The 17723-nt window shown below is 39.7% G+C and carries 17 protein-coding genes and 1 pseudogene; 6 read left to right on the top strand and 12 right to left on the bottom strand.

Going from position 1 to position 17723, the window contains the following annotated elements:
* Positions 1 to 46 precede the first annotated feature (46 nt).
* Genes IPK31_06910 through IPK31_06895 form a run of 4 tightly spaced genes read right to left on the bottom strand, consistent with a single transcriptional unit; the run spans position 47 to position 4186 of the window.
* A complete protein-coding gene (locus tag IPK31_06910) occupies positions 47 to 682 on the bottom strand; it encodes a LysE family transporter (protein MBK8087681.1) in 636 nt (211 codons plus the stop codon).
* Positions 663 to 2189: a GH3 auxin-responsive promoter family protein gene (locus IPK31_06905; GenBank protein MBK8087680.1), complete on the bottom strand. Its 1527-nt coding sequence runs from the start codon at positions 2187 to 2189 to the stop codon at positions 663 to 665. Before IPK31_06905 ends, IPK31_06910 begins: the two co-directional genes overlap by 20 nt.
* Positions 2190 to 2221: 32 nt before the next feature.
* A complete protein-coding gene (locus IPK31_06900) occupies positions 2222 to 2794 on the bottom strand; it encodes a hypothetical protein (GenBank protein ID MBK8087679.1) in 573 nt (190 codons plus the stop codon).
* Between the two features lie 57 nt (positions 2795 to 2851).
* Complete coding sequence (locus IPK31_06895) at positions 2852 to 4186, bottom strand: glycosyltransferase (GenBank protein ID MBK8087678.1); 1335 nt, start codon at positions 4184 to 4186, stop codon at positions 2852 to 2854.
* A gap of 154 nt (positions 4187 to 4340) precedes the next feature.
* On the opposite strand from IPK31_06895, the gene IPK31_06890 reads away from it, so the two are divergent.
* The 6 genes and pseudogenes from IPK31_06890 to IPK31_06865 all read left to right on the top strand — a co-directional run bounded on the left by IPK31_06890 (position 4341) and on the right by IPK31_06865 (position 8476).
* Positions 4341 to 5123 (top strand): inositol monophosphatase, encoded by a 783-nt coding sequence (locus tag IPK31_06890; protein ID MBK8087677.1) that lies wholly within the window; start codon positions 4341 to 4343, stop codon positions 5121 to 5123.
* Positions 5124 to 5189: 66 nt separating this feature from the next.
* Positions 5190 to 5534: a four helix bundle protein gene (locus IPK31_06885; GenBank protein MBK8087676.1), complete on the top strand. Its 345-nt coding sequence runs from the start codon at positions 5190 to 5192 to the stop codon at positions 5532 to 5534.
* Between the two features lie 42 nt (positions 5535 to 5576).
* A complete protein-coding gene (gene thiL / locus IPK31_06880) occupies positions 5577 to 6611 on the top strand; it encodes a thiamine-phosphate kinase (GenBank protein ID MBK8087675.1) in 1035 nt (344 codons plus the stop codon).
* Between the two features lie 57 nt (positions 6612 to 6668).
* Positions 6669 to 7844 (top strand): hypothetical protein, encoded by a 1176-nt coding sequence (locus tag IPK31_06875; GenBank protein ID MBK8087674.1) that lies wholly within the window; start codon positions 6669 to 6671, stop codon positions 7842 to 7844.
* Positions 7811 to 8116: pseudogene (locus IPK31_06870) on the top strand (peptidase S41). The gene IPK31_06875 and the pseudogene IPK31_06870 overlap by 34 nt, the downstream one beginning before the upstream one ends.
* An 18-nt stretch (positions 8117 to 8134) precedes the next feature.
* Positions 8135 to 8476, top strand: coding sequence for a hypothetical protein (locus IPK31_06865; protein ID MBK8087673.1), 342 nt, complete (start codon positions 8135 to 8137; stop codon positions 8474 to 8476).
* Here the strand turns inward: IPK31_06865 and nagA are convergent, their stop codons facing one another.
* Genes nagA through IPK31_06825 form a run of 8 tightly spaced genes read right to left on the bottom strand, consistent with a single transcriptional unit; the run spans position 8477 to position 17721 of the window.
* Positions 8477 to 9595: an N-acetylglucosamine-6-phosphate deacetylase gene (gene nagA, locus IPK31_06860; protein MBK8087672.1), complete on the bottom strand. Its 1119-nt coding sequence runs from the start codon at positions 9593 to 9595 to the stop codon at positions 8477 to 8479.
* 14 nt (positions 9596 to 9609) lie between these two features.
* Positions 9610 to 10428: a nitrilase family protein gene (locus tag IPK31_06855; GenBank protein MBK8087671.1), complete on the bottom strand. Its 819-nt coding sequence runs from the start codon at positions 10426 to 10428 to the stop codon at positions 9610 to 9612.
* 21 nt (positions 10429 to 10449) lie between these two features.
* Complete coding sequence (locus IPK31_06850; protein MBK8087670.1) at positions 10450 to 11427, bottom strand: lipid A deacylase LpxR family protein; 978 nt, start codon at positions 11425 to 11427, stop codon at positions 10450 to 10452.
* Between the two features lie 42 nt (positions 11428 to 11469).
* On the bottom strand, positions 11470 to 11931 hold the full coding sequence (locus IPK31_06845; GenBank protein ID MBK8087669.1) for a RecX family transcriptional regulator: 462 nt from the start codon (positions 11929 to 11931) through the stop codon (positions 11470 to 11472).
* A 38-nt stretch (positions 11932 to 11969) separates the two neighbouring features.
* The gene (locus IPK31_06840) at positions 11970 to 12878 is read right to left on the bottom strand and encodes a hypothetical protein (GenBank protein ID MBK8087668.1); all 909 of its coding nucleotides are present in this window, start codon (positions 12876 to 12878) and stop codon (positions 11970 to 11972) included.
* 9 nt (positions 12879 to 12887) lie between these two features.
* Positions 12888 to 14594 carry a hypothetical protein gene (locus IPK31_06835; protein ID MBK8087667.1) on the bottom strand — a complete coding sequence of 569 codons (1707 nt, stop codon included), beginning with the start codon at positions 14592 to 14594 and terminating at the stop codon, positions 12888 to 12890.
* A 12-nt stretch (positions 14595 to 14606) separates the two neighbouring features.
* Positions 14607 to 15809: a hypothetical protein gene (locus IPK31_06830; protein ID MBK8087666.1), complete on the bottom strand. Its 1203-nt coding sequence runs from the start codon at positions 15807 to 15809 to the stop codon at positions 14607 to 14609.
* Entirely contained in the window at positions 15739 to 17721 is a 1983-nt protein-coding gene (locus tag IPK31_06825) for a hypothetical protein (GenBank protein ID MBK8087665.1), read from the bottom strand. The genes IPK31_06830 and IPK31_06825 overlap by 71 nt, the downstream gene beginning before the upstream one ends.
* Between the last annotated feature and the right edge of the window lie 2 nt (positions 17722 to 17723).

Here is a 17723-nt window from a genome sequence, read left to right as displayed (position 1 = left end):
AATTGTTTTATCTACCTGCTTTTATAAAACAGAATCCCCACCATAATCACAACTCCAAACACAAGCAAAGTAAGCCCTGAAATTTTATTAATAATGTTGATGGTTTTAAAGTAAGCCGCTTGCGTAAACGGTTCGCCAGAAATACTTTCAGCAAATCAGCAATAAACACAACTGCCAGGCAGGAACCAAACAATGCAATACGTTCGTTTACGGGAGTGGTAATAAAAGCTGTTGCCCATGTAAACCAGAATGCAATAACGCCGGGGTTGAGCAGGTTCATAAAGTAACCGGCAAAAAAGATCCGGGCATAATCACCTGCATTCCGTTTCATCTCAATGCCATCACCCATTTCATTCAGTTTCATTTTTTTAAAGAACAGAAAATAAATACCAATACCCATAAGCAGAATACTGCCACTCATACCAATGATTTTTTCAAAACGAAGTAATCGGTTGAATAGTTCAGTGAACACATTACTGACGAGGACAAGTGTTAAATCACTTGCTGCAACACCAATGGCAAAACTTAAGCCGCCTTTGTGGCCGTTGCTGATGCTTTGTTTAATAATGGAGAAAATAACCGGACCCATACTGATGGCCAGTAATAAACCTAATGCCAAACCTTTGATGATTGCCTCCGTCATATTTGGAGTGATTCTATCCTCATAATTTTCCGGTTTCAAGAAACTGTTTCCAGTCGGCCAGCATCTTTCCTTTCAATACTCTGGGAAACTTATGCTGCGATCCTATTTTGCCTTTCAGCCTCATGAATTCCATAAAGCTTGCTTCAGGAAGTATATCAAGGTACACATCTCTCAATGCGCTCACACGTTCAACGGCGTAATCATCATTGATCTCTTTCAGCGCTGCATCTATTTTATTCCTGATATCATCAGCAGTTGCACGGTCATCGCAGGCAACATACCAGTGATGCGCAAAGAAATTTCCTTGTGGCTCGCCCACAACGGTGTATTCAGGTATTGAAATATTCAACTCTTCGCTCACCATTTGAATGGCCTTGTTCATATTGTCAACACTTAAGTGTTCGCCCACTAAACTGAGGAAGTGCTTGGTGCGGCCGGTAATAACAATTTCACATTTTTCTTTATCGGTAAACTTCACCGTATCGCCAATTAAGTAACGCCATGCACCTGCGCTGGTACTGAGCAGAATTGCATATACTTTCCCTTCTTCCACTTCATGAATCATCAATGCTTCGGGCTTGTCAACGATGTTTCCGTCAGCATCAAAATTTTTATCATTGAATGGAACAAACTCTAAAAAGATATGCTCGTTGGTAACAAGCTTCATCCCCTGTGCATCCTGTCTGCTTTGATAGGCAATAAATCCTTCACTGGCGAGATAGGTTTCAATATAGATCAATGGCTTGCCTAATAATTTTTCAAAGCCATGTTTGTATGGTTCAAAGGCAACACCTCCGTGTACAAAAAATGCCAGGTTCGGCCATATTTCATGAATGTTTTTGAGTTTGTAACGCTCAATGATCATTTCCATACACATCTGTATCCATGCAGGAACACCAATCACAAAACCAATATCCCAATTGGGTGCTTCATTAACAACGTATTCTAATTTTTTAGTCCAGTCTTTGGTACGTGCAATTTTTTTACCGGGTTTGTAAAAAGGGCTGAACCAGAAAGGAGCCCGTTTAGCGGTGATGCCGCTTAGATCACCTGAATAATAACCCGGACCTTTTTGCAGATCTGTACTTCCACCCAGCATCAGCCATCCCTTACTTACACTTCGTACCGGAAGATTTTCATAGGTACGTAATGAAAGTAAACTCTTGATCATTACAACACGGTTGCCACGCATCAGGTCGTTGGTGATGGGAATATATTTACTGGCAGCTTCACTGGTGCCGGAACTAAGTGCATAATATTTAATTGCACCCGGCCAGCAAACATCCGTTTGACCTTCTAATGTTTTGTGCCACCACTGACTGTAAATTTTATTGTAATCGGACACAGGTACCAGCTCCTGGAATTTTTTTCCAGGGTGGCGATCGTTCAGAATCTGGTCAAAACGATAATGCTGACCAAACTGTGTGTATTTCGCTTTCTTCAATAGATTTTTCAGCACTTTGATCTGCTGTCTTTTGGGTGAATTGACAGGCAGGTTTAAAGCCCTGCTGAGTGATTTTGGAAGATTAAGTTCAATTAGTGACATGCTTACCGTTCAATTGTAACAAATGTACCAACTCAATGACGATTGATACCTAATTTTTTATAACTGGAAAAAAGGATTCTGATATCATTTAACACTTCATACTCCCGGGCATACCATTCATCGGCCAGTAACAGACCCTCTGCATTCAACTGCATCTGGATATGCGGTATACCGGCAGGCCCCAGCACAGATGGCTTGAGTTTAGGCAAATGCTGATGTACAGTTGAATAACCGATCCATGTTTTCCGGTAAAGTAATACCTGCATACTATTATTTAATAAAGTAAGCGGATGTTTATTGAAGATAAAATGAAAAGGAAACAGGACTAATAAAAAGGCGGAAGAAACAATGTCGACCAGTCTTTTTAAACGGAGATTCACCGACTGTGCTAATTGGTATTGCCGGCTGTTCAATACCTGCCCGGCTTCATTTTTTGAATCGCTGCCAATGATGCTGTCACTTCCTGCTGCATGTAATCTCAGTTTTACCTGCTGCCCCGTTTGTTCATACAGGGAAATGATCTGCGCAAAAGAAAGGTCTTTGCTTTCGCAGAGAATCAACTCTTTCAAGGGTGCGTTTGCCAGCAGCTTTTGCAAATCATTCAAGTTACCAAGTGAACGTTCTTCGCTGAGTGGACTTACAAAACCCTGGATATGCTGCAGTCATCCCGAATGCTTCAGCAAAAAGTTCACTGTTTGTAAATCCTGTTGAGTACCGGCAACTACTGTAAAGTGTTCGTCTTCATTTTCTGCTTTTTGTACAATATCTGTTTTCAGTAAAAACCAGCGCCAGATATATAAAATGATATAACTGAACAATGATCCGCTAACAACAATACCTCTTGAAAAGCGAAACCGTTCCGGTAATAACGAATAAGCTGCCAGAATAATTACAAGTGAAATAATGGTTGACCTCCGCAAATTTTTATAGCGAAACATCTTTTCATACAAGCCTGTATAATAACTCACCAGCAGGAACAAGATGGAAATGCCTGTAAATGAAATCCAAAGCAATTGATCATTATAAATAATTTCTGTCCGTACATAGTTTACCCAAATATATCTGGCCAGCCAGAAAGAGAGAATAATCAACAGTGCATCTAAAACCGGTAAGCCGATCTTCAAAATAAACCGTTTTACAATACTCAGCAAAGCTCTCAGCCAGATTGCAGTGTTGATCAATGCCGAAAACATTCCTGCTTTGGAAGTAGAGTAATGTTTTTTTACAAAGCGACTCATGGCCATATAAAACATCCGCACATAATTCACTGAACCCTTCTTGGTACTTTCGCCTTTGAAATGCAGGATGGATTGCTCACTGAAGTAATAATTTTTAAATTTCCCGCCTGTTGCGGAGCAGCCCACCTGTTGAATGCGGTAACTCAAATCAACATCTTCACCATACATGAAGAATGCTTCATCAAAGCCGCCTGTTTTTTCCAGTACTTCTTTTTTAATCATCATAAAAGCGCCGGCCAGCACATCTGCTTCATGATTTTTGTGTTCATCTAAATAACTTAAATGATAACGGCTGAATGTTTTTGATTTAGGAAATAAAGCAGAGAGTCCGCTCAGTTTATAAAACGAAGTAAGTGGTGAAGGGAAGGAACGCTTGCTTTCCGGTAAAAAATTTCCTCTGCCATCCAGCATACGGATGCCTAATGCACCTGCATCTGTTGTTCTTTCTAAAAAAGAAATACAGGCGCTGAAACAGTCTTCGGAAACAATTGTATCGGGGTTAAGGAATAAAATAAAATCACCCGTTGCCAGCTTCAGGGCCTGGTTGCAGGCTTTACCGAAACCAAGATTTTCTTCATTCCAGATAAATTGAACAGTATTGAACTTTGGTTCGAGATATTCCCTGCTTCCATCTGATGAAGCATTATCAACAACAAAAACCTCTGCCTGCATTCCGTCAACAGCTTTTTGTACTGACAGCAGGCACTGCTCCAGGAAATATTTTACGTTGTAATTGACAATGATGATGGATAATCTCATAAGTATCGGGCAAAACAGATTTCAATCAGTCACGAAAATAGGATACTAAGCGTATAAAGTAAGATTCAGGGATGTTTTGTTTTGCTTCCATTTAGCCTGCCCGCCTCACTGCTTTGGCAGGCGGGGGGTTGGAGGCATCCTTGTATCTTTGCGCATGCTTAAACAAACCCTGATAGCTGCCACGAAGGCAGGAGCTGAACAGCTGAAATATTTTTTTGAGAAGGATTTTGAAGTGCACACCAAACAGGGAATCAACGACCTGGTAACAGAAGCAGATCATGCCGCTGAAAAAGCCATCTTTGAAGTAATCAGAAAAGAGTTTCCCGAGCATTATATTTTGAGCGAAGAATCGGGTGAACTGCCCCAGGATTCCAATTACAAATGGATCATTGACCCCATCGACGGAACAGTGAATTATGCCAACGGTATTCCTATTTGCTGTGTAAGTATTGGTATTGAAAAAGACGGCAAGATGATTTTGGGTGCCGTGTACAATCCTTTCATGAATGAATTTTTTTTTGCTGAACGTGGCAAAGGAGCAACGCTGAATGATAAGCCGATTCGTGTAAGTGAACAGAATCAATTGATCAAGGCTTGTTTGGTTACTGGTTTTCCTTACACGTATTTAGATGCAGTGAATGGCCCTCTCGAAGTGTTTGAACGGTTTATCCGTAAGGGAGTTCCGGTAAGAAGACTGGGAAGTGCAGCCATTGATCTTTGCTGGGTTGCTTCCGGTCGCTTTGATGGATTTTATGAACACAAGCTGCAGGCATGGGACAGCGCTGCCGGATTTTTAATGGTAGAAGAAGCAGGTGGAACCATCACTGATTTTGAAGGAACTTATTATTCACCGTATCAACCGCACCTGGTTGCAACAAATGGAAAAATTCATCAGAATTTGCTGGATATCGTTAATAACAGAAAAACGCTGGAGTAATGTACGATGTACGGTGTTAGATGTACGACAGTATGTAATTTTGGAAACATCATAATTTGCCGACAGATGGATTCAGAAGAAATGAAAAGGCGAACAAAAATGTTTGCTATTAATGTAGCAAGGCTGACACAAAAACTACCTGACAACGCAATTAACAGAGTGTATAAAGGTCAGATTATCCGTTCATCGAGTTCGGTTGGCGCAAATTACAGAGCATCAAGAAGAGCAAAATCGAAACCTGATTTTATTAATAAACTGAAAATAGTAGAGGAAGAATTAGATGAGAGTTTGTTTTTCCTTGAACTGTTACAGGAATTTAACATGGATTTTGAAACTGAAATAAAAGAGCTTTATAACGAAGGAGAAACTTTATTAAAAATTATTGTTAGTTCGATTGTTTCCTCAAGATAAAGAGGGGCGTACATCGTACAGCTAACATCTAACATTTATAACATGTCTGAAGAAAGAACAGAAATCTCCTCTCTCGGAGAATTTGGATTGATAGATCATTTGACCAAAAATATTGAGCATCAGAATGCATCAACTATTCTTGGTGTTGGTGATGATGCAGCAGTGATTGATCATTTTGGAAAACAAACAGTGATCACAACTGATCTGCTGGTAGAAGGTGTGCATTTTGATTTGATGTACACTCCGCTCAAACATCTGGGGTATAAAAGTGTTGTGGTAAATGTGAGCGATATCTATGCAATGAATGCTACACCTACACAGATCATAATGAGCATTGCCATCAGTAACCGTTTCAGTGTGGAAGCGCTGGAAGAATTTTATGATGGTGTGTATGTTGCCTGTGAAGAATATGGAGTTGATTTAATTGGTGGCGATACAACATCATCACAAAAAGGATTTGTGATCAGCGTAACAGCATTGGGTGAAGTAGCGCCGGATAAATTTGTAAAACGCAGTACAGCAAAAGTGAGTGATTTGATTTGTGTAACCGGTTATTTAGGCGGAGCATACTTAGGATTGCTGTTACTGGAAAGAGAAAAGAAAATATTCCTCGAAACAAAGGGAGTACAACCCGACTTAGAGAACAGAGATTATATCGTTGGTCGTTTACTAAAACCTGAGGCTAGAAAAGATATCATTGAGTTTTTTGAAAAAGAAAATATTACACCAACATCCATGATGGATATCAGTGACGGGTTGAGCAGTGAAGTATTACATATCTGCAAACAAAGCGAAGTTGGGGCAGTGATTTATGAAGATAAACTTCCCATTCACCCGGATGCAAAAGAATTTGCTTACAAATTAGAATTAGACCCGACTGCCTGTGCATTAAGCGGCGGAGAAGATTATGAATTACTGTTTACTATTTCACAGGCAGATTATGATAAAGTAAAAGATGTGATTGGTATAAGAGTGATTGGTTATGTAACCGAAGAAAGCGAAGGCGCAAACATTCTTACCAAGGGCGGCAATAAACACAAGCTGACTGCCCAGGGCTGGAATGCATTTGGAAAATAGGAACAGCAACAATGAAAAACCTCTATCTCTTTTTTTTAAGTATACTCTTTTTGTTTGATGACTGCCTGTTCAGTATCGAACAGCAGCTATACGCCGCAGATGAAGTACAGCGCACAGCAGCTGAAAGAAGATGTGCAGGTAATGGAGCAAACCTTGAAGCTGAATCATCCTTCCTTATACTGGTACAGCAATGAAACAGAAATCAATGCTTCTTTTGAACGGGCTTATACATTGCTGAAAGATTCGATGAATGAAATTGAATTCAGGAATATCATTTCTGAAACTATTTTCCCGATCCGTTGCGGACATACCAGTGTTCGGCCTTCAAGGAAGTACGAACAATACCAGGAAGGCAGGAGAAACAAAACCTTTCCGTTGGGGATGAAGATCATCGATGATTCAACACTTGTTGTTACAATCAATATGAACAGAAGGGATTCTGTTCTCAGAACCGGCACAAGAATACTTGCTGTTGATGAGTTAAATGCAAAGCAGATCATTGATTCTATGTTGCAGATGATTTCAATTGATGGCAATTCTGAAAATTTCAGCTACCAGAATTTGAGTAATAATTTTAATGCTTCCTATAATAATCGCTTTGGCATTAAGAAAAATTACACTGTTACCTATCTCGATCAAAAAGGAGAAATAAAGAATAAAGTAATTCCGGTATTTGATCCGGCAACAGATACTGCAAGAAGAAGGCCTTTTACTGTAAACAGGATTCCACCCGCATCACCCGAAACATTTACAAGAAGACAAAGAAGGTTACAGGGAGTCAGGAGTTTTACCATTGATTCATCCGGCACTTATGCAACTATGCGGTTAAACAGCTTTGGTCCGGGTTTAAAAAAGCAGTTCCTGAAAAAAAGTTTCAGGGAGTTGCATAAAAAGAATATTGAGCACCTGATCATTGATGTGCGGAATAATGGCGGCGGATTAATCAAGACATCTTTATTTCTTACAAAACAAATTCATCAAAGGCCTTTTGTTTTTGCTGATTCTATTTATGCAATGCATCGAAAAATCAGGAGCGATGCTCATATATCAAAACGGTTTATTTATAACCTGGGATTATTTTTCCTCAGTAAAAAAGTGAACGACAGTATGTATGCCTTCCGGTTGTTCAGGGTAAAAACCTATCAGCCGGGCAAATATAAATATGAAGGAAAGGTGTACTTGCTTACTGGCGGGTATTCTTTTCGGCCACTACCTTATTTGCTGCTTCTGTAAAAGGGCAGGAGAATGTAATGATCATTGGCGAAGAAACAGGCGGCGGTTATTACGGAAACAATGGTGTATTTATTCCTGAAATGAGTTTGCCTAATACAGATGTACGGGTGAGGCTTCCCTTATACAGAATTGTTAATAATAAGAATTTCCCTAAAAACGGATCAGGCGTAATGCCCGACCTGGAAGTAAGACCTAAAGCAGAAACCATTCGGTTGAATAAAGACCCGAAGATGGAAAAAGCAGTGGAGCAGATCATGCAACGGAAAGGATAATGGCTGTGTCATACTGTTATGAAAAAGCTGATAATACTATTTGTTGTGATTCTTTCTTTTCTATCCTGTAATAAAAGAAACACTGAGGCAGAAGCGGATTTTTGTAAGCAAGGCCATATTTATTGGGGCGGCCCATATGCTGCTGATGGTGTTGGCTGGTATTTTGCCGAGAACCGTTCCGGAAGCTGGTCTGCTCTTCAATTGAAGGAAGAAGAGTTGCCGTCTGCATACAAAACAAGCTTTACAGATTCAACAGCAGTAATTATTTGTTTGAAGAAAACGGATGAACGGGCACCCTGTTATTGTTCAGCTCCCAGCTATTTTTATAAAATTATCTCTATTCAAAAAACTAAGCAGTAACTATTTGGAAAGGATTTCCCCATCCCGGAAAACAGTTTTCACTTCTCTTTCTTTTGACAATACAACAAGATCAGCTTTGTATCCCTTTTCAATTTTTCCAAACTGATCATCAAGTCTGGCTACCCTTGCAGGATACAATGAAGCCATGCGAAGGGCTTCTTCAAAGGGAATCCCAACCTTATCAACACAATTGTTGACTGCCTGCATCATGGTTAATGCTGAACCTGATAAAGTTCCATCGGGCAATGTGTAACGGTCGGCATTGAATACATGTTTGTATTCTCCTTCAGTTGTTTCTGTAACTGCATCAGTTATTAAAAACAACCGTTCCTTCATGATTTTTTTGCTGATGCGGACAGTAGTGAAATCAGTATGTACACCATCACAAACAATGCTGCTGTTTACTGTTGTATGATCATACACTGCACCAACCATTCCGGGTTCACGGCTTTGCAAAGGTGACATGGCATTGAACAAATGTGTAACAGCTGTGATTCCTTTATTAAAGGAATCTGTTGCCTGCTGATAAGTTGCATTACTATGTCCTGCTGAAACAAGCACATTATGATCAAGCAGGAATTGAATTACTTCATCGCTGCATTGTTCCGGCGCAAGTGTCATCATCTTCAAAACACCATCACTTTTATCCAGAAGTAATTTTATTTCATCAATTGTTGGCTGTTTCACACAGCCTTCAATATGTGCGCCTCTCTTTATTGGATTGATATACGGACCTTCGATGTGCAAACCCAGCAAACCAATTTTATTTTCTGTCTGAAACTCTTTAATAACCTGAATCCCTTTCAAAAACTTTTCAATGGTATTGGTAGCCATCGTAATAAGGAAACGGGTGCATCCGCCGCTGATACAATAATCATCCGTTGCTTGCAATGATTCAAAACTTAAATCCTGCGAAAACAATTTTCCATGAGCGCCATACAATTGCAGATCTATAAAAGAAGGAACAAGATAATTGCCGTTTAAATCAAATTGATTAGCAGAAGATGGGATTTCTGATTCAGGTATTATATCAACAATCAATTCATTACTGATCAGTACTGCCTTGTTGCTGCTGAAAGTTGTTCCGTCAAAAACAAATCCATTATGGAGTGCCTGCATTTTTTAAAATATGTTTAGAGCAGGATACTGAAATCATCTGCATCTTTTAAGAAAGGAAGTTTGCTTCTGATATCCTGCAGTTTTTCTTTGGAAAGGGTGATGGTATGAATATCTTCTTCATTTGTTTTTTCGTACAGTACATCTCCCATTGCATCAATAACCATACTGTTACCGCTGTAATGAATTTGATTACCATCATCACCGGTACGGTTGGCACCTATTACATAACATTGATTTTCGATTGCCCTTGCAGTAAGCAATGTTTTCCATGCATGAATCCTGCGTTCGGGCCAGTTGGCAACATAAATGAGCACATCATATTCAGGATCTTCTTCCGGTCCCTGCCTTGCCCAAACAGGAAACCGCAGATCATAACAAACCTGCAAATTAATTTTCCATCCGTTAACAGAAGCGATCAATCGTTTTGTTCCTGCAGAAAAATGATCGTCTTCTCCACCATAAGCAAAGCGGTGACGTTTATCATACACTCCATATTGTCCATTCGGCAACATCCAGATAAGACGGTTGTAATAAGCCTCGCCTTCTGAGCTTTCCAACGGAGTGCGATCTTTTTCTTTTATTATTACACTTCCGGTAAGGATTACTTTTTTTTCAGCAGCAATCCGTTTCATCCACTCAACGGTTGGTCCGTTCATATCTTCAGCAAGTGTTTCCGGCTTCATGCTGAAACCTGTATTAAACATTTCAGGTAATACAATAATTTGTGTGGGATGCTGAATGGAATTGATTTTCTGCTCCAGCATTTGCAGGTTGGCAGATTTATTTTCCCAATGCAGATTGGTTTGGATGATGGTGAATGTAAGATGGCTCATATCGTAAAGTTCGTAAAAACTTCAGCGAAAACGATAGTAAACTCCAAAGGCTCCATAAACCTCCATTTTGTCGATCATGGATTTTGCTTCTTTCTGTTTGAGAGTATAGGTAATGGAAAGTCCGCTTTGTCTGCCGGAGATCACAGCACCGCCTTTTATTACATAGATGAACGGGTGCAGCTCTGAAATGTACAACCCTTTGTCTGATCTTATTAATCCGCCCTGAACAGTTGCATTGTATGCCTGTACAATGAGTATGGGTTCTAAAAATAAAAAGGCTTCTAATTTATGAATGGATGTTTTCTGTAGCTGACCCAAGCGTCCGCTCCAGTAAGAATTATTTTCTTCCTGTTCTGTATTACCAAATTTTACAAGCAGCCCTGCTGATGCATTAGTAAATGTATTACCCAGCATTGCCTTACCAACTGCATGAACAGCGAAGGGCTGCCCCGGTTTATTCTTTATAAGTGAACGGTAATACTGAACAGATGCATTTAAACCAATTTCATTTTTTACCTGGTATTCCCATCCGTAAATAGAGTAGAGCATAAAAATACGATGGTAGCCTGTTTGAACTTGTTTCCCCAAAGCTGCGGGACCAAGAATGCCAACAACAGCATCATACTTCAATACGTCTTTATTGCTGAATATTTTTGTTTGACCAATTGAGCCGTACAACCATCCTGCAAATGGCCGGTCCATTGTTTGTAACACCCTTTCTACTGAGCGGCGGTTATAATAAGAGTTGAAAATCATTTGCCCGGCCTCAGTTCTGTTGATGGTTTTCAGCACATTTTTATTGGTTTCTTTTTTTGCCAGCCAGTTATATCGGAGAAAGAATCCATTGGAATAGTAACGGTCGTGTAATGTAAAATTGTAGTTGTCGTTTTCGGTAATGATATTGATCTCTTTCCTGTACACTCTTGATGAATCCTGCGCATACAGCCTGCTGCACAAAATAACAGCAACCTGCAAAATGAAAAAGGATTTATACGACATGCCTGCAAGAGTACTTAAAAATTTAAATAAAGTAATGTGAAATTATTTCAGCAAATCAGCAATCAGCTGCAGTTCATATCCTTTCTGCATTAAAAAATCCTGGAGTTTTCTTTTTTTGATGAAGATGTTTTTTTCTGCTGACAATAATTTCTTCTTTTGTTCAAACAGTTTTTTCAGGGTTTTCAGGTAATCATCTTCATCAATTTCTTTCAGCGCTTTTTTAATGAGATAGTCGCTTACTTTTTTTTGTTTCAGTTCGTATTTGATCTTTACCCTGCCCCACTGTTTCATCCTGAACCGTCCACCGGCAAATTGAATGGCAAACCGTTCTTCATTCAGATAATCTTCCTCAATTAAAGTTGAAAGCAGATCTTCCACATCGTTCTTCCACAAACCAAAGCCATAGAGTTTTTCTTTTACCTCACTGTGGCAACGCTCCTGGTAAGCACAATAATGCTTTGCTTTTTGCAGTGCTTCCTGTTTGGTGAGATATTTTTTAAACATTTCATCAAATGTAAAGCAGTACAACGGCAGAATAAAACTTAGTCTTTCTTCCCTTTCCTTTTTTGAATGGCAGGAGTTTCTCCACGGGGTCTTACAAAGAAAATAGCCGGTTCACTTCTCCCATCTCCATTAATACTTCCATCGCCTAATGGATTTCCTGCAGCATCAGTAGCACGGATTGTCCAGATGAATGTAAGCCCAGTATTGTTTGCTGAACTGTCGGTTGATTGGGAGAATGACAACATGGATAATTGCGGCTGCCAGATATATTGTGTTGTTCCTGTAACTGCTTTATCTAAAACTGGTGGATTACTTCGAAATGCCTGCATGGTTTTTTGATCTTGTAATACCTGAAACACCTGTACATGATAAACAACAGGCGCTGATTGGGCTGGTGAAACTGGCGTCCATCTGAAAGTAATAGCTGTTTGTGCCTGTGCTGTTGACAATACTGTTTCGCTGGCGGGCATCATAGCAATTGGAAGCTGCAGTGCAGCCAGGTAAAAATTACGGCAGCGTTGTTCGCTTACAGCTGTATAATCAACAGGGTTCACTAATGTTACACATACCTGGTAACTGTTTGATGGCAACTTGCCTGTTGCTTGTAATGTTGTTTTAAATTTCCCGTTGAAAATCATTGCTTCAAGCGGTACTACATCGGGAGAGTAAAACAGGTTGTTTCCATCTGCTAAAGTAATTACACGGGCAGTTGCAAGATTGGTTGTTGCTACCGGAGTTCCATCAACCAGTTTTATTTCTGTTTTTATTTTAACCTGTCTTAATGCACCCTGCCTGTAGTTGACAAGATAGGTTAAAGCATCTTTACGATAACTCCATTCTGACAGAGTAGCTGGCGGCGTTGGGCCAATAACAAGGTTTACTGTAATCTGGGAAAACCCGGTAACAACAGTAATAACAAGAAGTGACAGGATAATTATTTTTTTCATACTGATATTTTATTTGCCAAACCTGTATACCAAACCGGTTCTGATATTGCTTTCAAGATAATTTGCTCCAACAGGAATCACTTCATCACCATATTTGAAATAATTGGAACTGATGAAATTATTCCAGGTTAATTTTTTGTTCAGTTTCCAGTCAACAGTACAGGATGCAATCAGGTTATTATTATTTTTGAATGCATTTGTTTTTGAAAAGTTATACTGCAACTGCCCACGGAAGTTTGCTTTCTTCTTTGCAAAAGGCATGCTCAACCCGCTGCTTACGGTCATAAGATTTAATTTAAAACCCGGTAACTGGTTGAGAAAATACATGAAACTGAAATCGGGTGTAAATTCTTTGGTTAGAAAAGTTGGAATGTACGTAAGCAATACTGTATGTGTATTGTTTGATGTTACAATGGCTGTAAATACATCACGTTCATCATACTTGCTGTAGTTATAATTTAGACTGACCAGGTGAACCACTTTTTCATTACTCCATGTATAAGATGGGTTCAACCCAAAATCATTACTCACATTTTTAATACCGTACGGATTGATGCCGCTGGCAGATTGAAACCCAAAATTATTAAAGCTCACATTCAAATTCCAGTGATCATTAAACTGGGTGAACCAGTTGATGTTGACTATAAACTGTTTCGCCCTCAGTGTGGTATTCTTTACATTGTTTACACGCTGACCAACGCTTGCAACAATATTCATTTTGTTTTTCCAAGCATTGATTCTTGTATTGAGTGTGTAATCTAAACGGTCGGGTAAGAGAAAAGGATAACCCGGCGTTTGAAAACCGGCGCCAACATATTTAAGCTTTGCAGCAATGTCAAAGTTTTTTGTTTTTTTTCCGACACCTGATTCTGCAGCCCAGTCACTAACTGTGGATGTGTGCCCGTCAATAAATGGCTTGAATGATTTACCTGCACTGTCAAGCGGTTGCGACAAATCTTTTGTATAATAAGAATGGGCTCCTTCAAAATTGAAAAACCATTTCTCATTAAAATTGATTTTGGTTACAAAACTGGCGGTAAATCCTTCCTGTGGTTTAACCGTTGGTGGAGGTGTGATTAATGAATTCAACACATCCTTTGCTTTTACAAAATTCATGGTTGCTTCATATTTTCCTTCTTTTGCTTTTCCTATCTGGAACATCCAGTTCTTCCGTTTATATGCTCCGGTTGTTGCAGGTGGTCCTGTAAAAAAATTCACACTCTGCTGTGATAAGCCGTAAAAGAATTTTATTAGAAAATCTTTAGGACGCAAATCAAAGCCCGCACCAAACACGCCAATATCACCCGTACTTAAATTGGAATAATTTAAATACTGTGTTCCCAGTTGCAGTTCGGCCCATTTATATTTTGGATTGGCACCAATACTATTCATGGGATTGGTAATGTATTGAGCAAATGTTTGCTTGCCGATGCCGCTGTATGGTCCGGCAAAATTGGTTGCCTTGGTTGAGAGATTCAGATTAAGAGGCATGCTGAAATTTTTTCCAAACTTTATTTCAGGAGCAAACATAAACCTCACCTGGTTCCAGGGTTTGCGTGGAGAAAAACCACTCCAGCTTGCAGGATTCGAATTCAACCCATAGTGTTCATAAGAAACACCTGCTGTTCCGCTGATGCTGAAGGGTTTCTTTTCCTGTGCCATCATGCCCGTTGAGAGCATGATGGCAAGGAGGGTAAATATTTTTTTATGATTCATCAGTCAGGATATTTAATGTCCGGGAACATTTACGGTTATACTGCATTCACATTTTTTTCCGCCACAGACTCCTGAAAGATTATACGTATAACTTCCCGGAGTTAAAAATGTATGACTGTAATTTGGTCCCGTTAAAGTTGTTGCTGCACCGGTTGTATTGTTAACCAGCTGAACTGTTAGTGCAGAAGGTGAGCAGGTTGCGGATGATGGCGTACATTGAAAACCCGGATTGAATGTAACAGGAATATTTCCCTGCGGAACAGTAATACTTCCTCCACAACTAACCGGTTTTCCTCCCTGTGGCGCTCCTTCATAATTAAATTTCGGATTCCAGCTGCAGTTACATTGTGTATCCCCCTGTCCACTACCGGTTGTTGTTGTTCCGCAATCTTTTCCATTGTATGCTTTGTAACAGATAATGGTATCGCAGGTAACACAGGCTGTATCGGTGAATGAATATTTCAAACAATACATAATAGTATCGCAGCAACAGGAAATCGGGCTTTTTGGTGGCAATGGAATCTGGAAACTTAACGGAACGCCATTGTTCCAGCTTACACCTGCACTGTCTTTCCATTGAATTAAATGACTCCATGCAACATTTGCAGGAAGATTGTTCCAGGTAAAGCTGCTGTTTACATTGCTGATATTACCCATGTTCTTTGGATCTTTTACACAAGCATCAGCACAGTCTTTTGCATGCAGTACATGAAAATCAACCAATGAAACAGATGCCTTGGTTAGTTTTGCAGGACCAACAGTCATGGTAGTATTTACAGAAAGAGTATTATTGCTGACTTCCTGTTTTACTTCAATCTTTTTCAGAAAATCTTTGCAGCAACCACTTGGAGGAATCTCTTTTGTTTTTGCTTCGAGGCAAACCTTGTTGCTTTCAACCGGATTCATTTGTGAAGCATTATTTGCATTATCAAAGAAATCACAGATCATACCAATTGTATTGCAGGCCAGCTGACCAATAGGTGCATTTGCAGGAACAACAACATTAAAAGTGAATGTGTATGTTCCACCGGGTGCAATTGGATTGGTTAAGGCAATTTTTAAATTATTAGGTGCAAAGGTTCCACTGAATGTTGCGGCTGGAATATTACAACTTGCAGTTGTTGTTGGCCAACCTGTACCTGCATTAGGTGTTGGTGAATATTGAACAGTGGCTCCCGGAATGGTTACTGTGCCACTTGGGAATAACGAAAACATACTTCCTCTTGAAGTACAGTTCATAATTGTTAAATCCCCCGGCAAATGGTAAGCGATCTATCAGTACAATGTTCCCAATATTTGTATTACCGGTATTCTTTACTGTTATCTGATAAGTAGCAGTTGAACCGGGTGTTCCACTACCACTTGTTCCAAACACTGCGTCTAAATCTCCCTTCACCATTTTCTCTACTTCTGCTTTGGGTAATGCACAAATATTTACCGCTTGAGAACAGTATTGAGTTTCGGTGTAATTGGTTCCGGTTACAGAATAATTCATTCCATATGAACCATATGGCGCATTTGCATTAACGATTGCTTTAAAACAAATGGTATAGGTTGTACTGCCAACAGGAATCGTTGGTAAATTCCATTTAACAGCAGAAGCCGGCTGATAAACTGGATTTGTACTGAAGCCTGTAAATGTTTCTGAGCCGGGTATATAAGTTAGAAAGTTTTGCAAAGCGAAATTCAATACCCCGCTTAACAATGGAGCGGTTCCATCATTCCGGAACTGTAAACAGAATGTAGCAGTATCACCGGGGCTTAAACAGTTTGGATTTGAGCCTTGCCCGTTGCAATTAATATCCGGATTTAAATTATATACAGAAGTTGTTGTGTCATTCCCTCCTGGCCCGCAATTATAACAAACCTGGCTTAAGCCTGCAGTACTGCAGGTATAACTCATATTTGAATTCAGCGTATAACTGGGTGCAGTTGGCACACCAACACAGGAGTTACTTAAATTATAATAAATATAAAACCCGCAGTAATAACCAGGCAGCAAATTCGTAATGGCCATTGTTGCTTTTTTTGCATACAGTGGCGGAGTTGTATTGGTTGTTCCCGGATTAAATGGATAAGCAGTTGATGGAGTATTACTGCAATCTTCATAAACCAATGTGGCAGTTAAACCAGTTGGCTGGCTGCTGTTATGATAGATCTGCGTAGTTTTTACTGTAGGTAAAATATTTGCAAGACTCAGGTTAAGGGGGGTATTTCCATTGTTATAAACATTCACATAATAGTATCCTGTATAAGCGGTACTGCTGATGGTTGCAGAAGGATTTGATGGAATAACCGCTGGTAATGTATAGGATGCCGCCGGATAAGTAATGATGTTTACATTATTGATACTGCAGTTTGTTCCCTGCAAAACAACATTTGATGTAATGGTTGTTCCGGGAGGGGTATTACAGGGAAGTTTGATTTTATAATAATATTCATAGTAACCGCCGGGGTTAAAGTTGACTGTGTTGGTTGGTGTAAAGGTGCTTCCAACTAAAGCACCATTTGTTACACTCACCAATGTACCCATCGATGGTGTTATGGTAAACTTAGGATTGGTGATGGTGAAACAGTTGCCGTTTTGTACGGTCAGTTTAAAGGTTACTTCATAAGAGCTCTGTATAAAACTGAAAAAACTATGCGTTCCGTTCCATGTATTTAATACTTTACCGATCACAGCAGCCGATGGTGCTGTTGCAGTTAAAGAATTGGATGGTGCTGCAATTGTTCCGGTAATGGTTGAATTAATATTCTGTCCGAAACAGCTTGAAGGGCAGAGATACGAAAAGCACAGCATGATTACTCCAGTCTGATTGTTTCCTGCTACTGCCGGAAAAGTATAGGTTACAGTAGTGTTGGTGCCCACTGTGTTTGAAGTAGGAATTGTTGGAAAAGCAGGGCTTCCGCAGAAACTGACTTTGCTGTTATCATAACTCACCGAAATAACAACGTTGCCGGTAATGTTACTGTAATTATAATTGGCATACACCCAAAACTGTGTTCCGGCAGTATAGGGCATTGTTCCCTGTGGTGTTAAAGTTAATCCTACCTGCTGGGCATTGGCAGTAAATGCAAACAGCATTACTGTAAGTGCAAGAATGATTTTATTTATACTTGATTTCATGT

Source organism: Chitinophagaceae bacterium, assembly GCA_016713085.1.
Taxonomy (GTDB): domain Bacteria; phylum Bacteroidota; class Bacteroidia; order Chitinophagales; family Chitinophagaceae; genus Lacibacter.
The sequence above is the reverse complement of the archived record's forward strand: the minus strand, read 5'-3'. Positions and strand labels throughout refer to the sequence as shown.

Bases quoted from the DNA above. Each gene is read 5' to 3' on its own strand.
- IPK31_06905 (MBK8087680.1), bottom strand. From the start codon at position 2,189: ATGTCACTAATTGAACTTAATCTTCCAAAATCACTCAGCAGGGCTTTA.
- IPK31_06895 (MBK8087678.1), bottom strand. From the start codon at position 4,186: ATGAGATTATCCATCATCATTGTCAATTACAACGTAAAATATTTCCTG.
- IPK31_06890 (MBK8087677.1), top strand. From the start codon at position 4,341: ATGCTTAAACAAACCCTGATAGCTGCCACGAAGGCAGGAGCTGAACAG.
- IPK31_06885 (MBK8087676.1), top strand. From the start codon at position 5,190: ATGGATTCAGAAGAAATGAAAAGGCGAACAAAAATGTTTGCTATTAAT.
- thiL (MBK8087675.1), top strand. From the start codon at position 5,577: ATGTCTGAAGAAAGAACAGAAATCTCCTCTCTCGGAGAATTTGGATTG.
- IPK31_06875 (MBK8087674.1), top strand. From the start codon at position 6,669: ATGACTGCCTGTTCAGTATCGAACAGCAGCTATACGCCGCAGATGAAG.
- IPK31_06865 (MBK8087673.1), top strand. From the start codon at position 8,135: ATGAAAAAGCTGATAATACTATTTGTTGTGATTCTTTCTTTTCTATCC.
- nagA (MBK8087672.1), bottom strand. From the start codon at position 9,595: ATGCAGGCACTCCATAATGGATTTGTTTTTGACGGAACAACTTTCAGC.
- IPK31_06855 (MBK8087671.1), bottom strand. From the start codon at position 10,428: ATGAGCCATCTTACATTCACCATCATCCAAACCAATCTGCATTGGGAA.
- IPK31_06850 (MBK8087670.1), bottom strand. From the start codon at position 11,427: ATGTCGTATAAATCCTTTTTCATTTTGCAGGTTGCTGTTATTTTGTGC.
- IPK31_06845 (MBK8087669.1), bottom strand. From the start codon at position 11,931: ATGTTTAAAAAATATCTCACCAAACAGGAAGCACTGCAAAAAGCAAAG.
- IPK31_06840 (MBK8087668.1), bottom strand. From the start codon at position 12,878: ATGAAAAAAATAATTATCCTGTCACTTCTTGTTATTACTGTTGTTACC.
- IPK31_06835 (MBK8087667.1), bottom strand. From the start codon at position 14,594: ATGAATCATAAAAAAATATTTACCCTCCTTGCCATCATGCTCTCAACG.
- IPK31_06830 (MBK8087666.1), bottom strand. From the start codon at position 15,809: ATGTTTTCGTTATTCCCAAGTGGCACAGTAACCATTCCGGGAGCCACT.
- IPK31_06825 (MBK8087665.1), bottom strand. From the start codon at position 17,721: ATGAAATCAAGTATAAATAAAATCATTCTTGCACTTACAGTAATGCTG.